This window comes from Actinomyces stomatis, assembly GCF_031292835.1.
GTDB classification, from domain to species: domain Bacteria; phylum Actinomycetota; class Actinomycetes; order Actinomycetales; family Actinomycetaceae; genus Actinomyces; species Actinomyces stomatis.
Window position 1 is genome coordinate 1 of record NZ_JASPEP010000052.1, and the last position, 2,460, is coordinate 2,460.

The window sequence follows — 2,460 nt, forward strand, 5'->3', positions numbered from 1 at the left end:
ACCTGAAACCGGGCGCTTACAAGCCGTCAGAGCCTTCGCATGCGTTGTGTGTGTGGGGGTGGTGGCGTGCCTTTTGAAGAATGAGCCTGCGAGTCAGTGGCGTGTCGCGAGGTTAACCCGTGTGGGGTAGCCGTAGCGAGAGCGAGTCCGAATAGGGCGTTTGTAGTGGCGCGTTCTGGACCCGAAGCGGGGTGATCTACCCATGGCCAGGTTGAAGCACGTGTAAGAGCGTGTGGAGGACCGAACCCACCTAGGTTGAAAACTGGGGGGATGAGCTGTGGGTAGGGGTGAAAGGCCAATCAAACTCCGTGATAGCTGGTTCTCCCCGAAATGCATTTAGGTGCAGCGTCGCGTGTTGCCCGGCGGAGGTAGAGCTACTGGGTGGCTGATGGGCCCCACAGGGTTACTGACGTCAACCAAACTCCGAATGCCGTTCGGGTTCTAGCGTGGCAGTGAGACTGCGGGGGATAAGCTCCGTGGTCGAGAGGGAAACAGCCCAGATCGCCGGCTAAGGCCCCTAAGCGTGTGCTAAGTGGGAAAGGATGTGCGGTCGCGCAGACAACCAGGAGGTTGGCTTAGAAGCAGCCATCCTTGAAAGAGTGCGTAATAGCTCACTGGTCAAGTGATCGTGCGCCGACAATGTAGCGGGGCTCAAGCACACCGCCGAAGCCGCGGACCCATGACGTGCTCCCTTCACCGTCCCACTTGCTGGGGTGGTGGCAGGGGTTGTGGGTGGTAGGGGAGCGTCCTGCACCGGGGGAAGCCTGTGGGTGACTGCTGGTGGACGGTGCGGGAGTGAGAATGCAGGCATGAGTAGCGATACTAGGGTGAGAAGCCCTAGCGCCGAATGACCAAGGGTTCCAGGGCCAGGCTAGTCCGCCCTGGGTGAGTCGGGACCTAAGGCGAGGCCGACAGGCGTAGTCGATGGATGACGGGTTGATATTCCCGTACCGGCGAAGCACCGCCCATGCTGACGCGCGGGTGCTAACCCACGCCCAGCCGCCATATAAGCCGCATGTGTCAGGTTCGCCTGGCGGTGTGGTTGTGGTGGTGGGGTCTGGGGATCCTCCGTGCAGGTAGGCAAGCGTGTTAACAGGGGTGACGCACAGTGGTAGCCCGGCGGACCTGATGGCTTGGTCCGTTCAAGCGCGCAGCCCGTCCTCCAGGTAAATCCGGGGGGCTGTCTTTGATGACGGGGGTGAGGCGTGATGGTGACCTCACGTTGGTGGGGGATAACAGGGTGATCCTGGGGTGCCGAGAAAAGCCTCGACGCGATGGTGCCAGCCGCCCGTACCCTAAACCGACACAGGTGGTCGGGCAGAGTATGCCTAGGCGCACGAGTGAATCATGGTTAAGGAACTCGGCAAAATGCCCCCGTAACTTCGGGAGAAGGGGGGCCTGAGCCCTGAAGCCCCGTGCGGGCTAGGGGGGAGGGTCGCAGAGGCCAGGGGGAAGCGACTGTTTACTAAAAACACAGGTCCGTGCGAAGCCGTAAGGCGATGTATACGGACTGACGCCTGCCCGGTGCTGGAAGGTTAAGAGGAACCATCAACCCCCTCTTGGGGGTGAAGTGGTGAATTTAAGCCCCAGTAAACGGCGGTGGTAACTATAACCATCCTAAGGTAGCGAAATTCCTTGTCGGGTAAGTTCCGACCTGCACGAATGGCGTAACGACTTCCCCGCTGTCTCAACCATGAGCTCGGCGAAATTGCAGTACGAGTAAAGATGCTCGTTTCGCGCAGAAGGACGGAAAGACCCCGGGACCTTTACTACAGCTTGGTATTGGCGCCCGCTATAGCTTGTGCAGGATAGGTGGGAGACTGTGAAGCCGTCACGCCAGTGGCGGTGGAGTCGTCCTTGAAATACCACTCTGGTTATGGCGTGCGCCTGAACCTGGGCCCGTGATCCGGGTTAGGGACAGTGCCTGGTGGGTAGTTTAACTGGGGCGGTTGCCTCCTAAAGTGTAACGGAGGCGCTCAAAGGTTCCCTCAGCCTGGTCGGCAACCAGGTGTTGAGTGCAAGTGCACAAGGGAGCTTGACTGTGAGACCGACGGGTCGAGCAGGTACGAAAGTAGGAACTAGTGATCCGGCGATCCCGTGTGGGTGGGTCGTCGCTCAACGGATAAAAGGTACCCCGGGGATAACAGGCTGATCCTGCCCAAGAGTCCATATCGACGGCATGGTTTGGCACCTCGATGTCGGCTCGTCGCATCCTGGGGCTGGAGCAGGTCCCAAGGGTTGGGCTGTTCGCCCATTAAAGCGGTACGCGAGCTGGGTTTAGAACGTCGTGAGACAGTTCGGTCCCTATCCTCTGCGCGCGCAGGAGACTTGAGAAGGCCTGTCCCTAGTACGAGAGGACCGGGACGGACGAACCTCTGGTGTGCCAGTTGTCCCGCCCGGGGCACGGCTGGTTGGCTACGTTCGGGAAGGGTAACCGCTGAAAGCATCTAAGCGGGAAAC

1 rRNA gene is annotated in these 2,460 nt (G+C 60.0%); it reads left to right on the top strand.

Going from position 1 to position 2,460, the window contains the following annotated elements:
- A 23S ribosomal RNA gene (locus tag RIV12_RS13040) occupies positions 1-2,460 on the top strand; the annotation flags it as partial.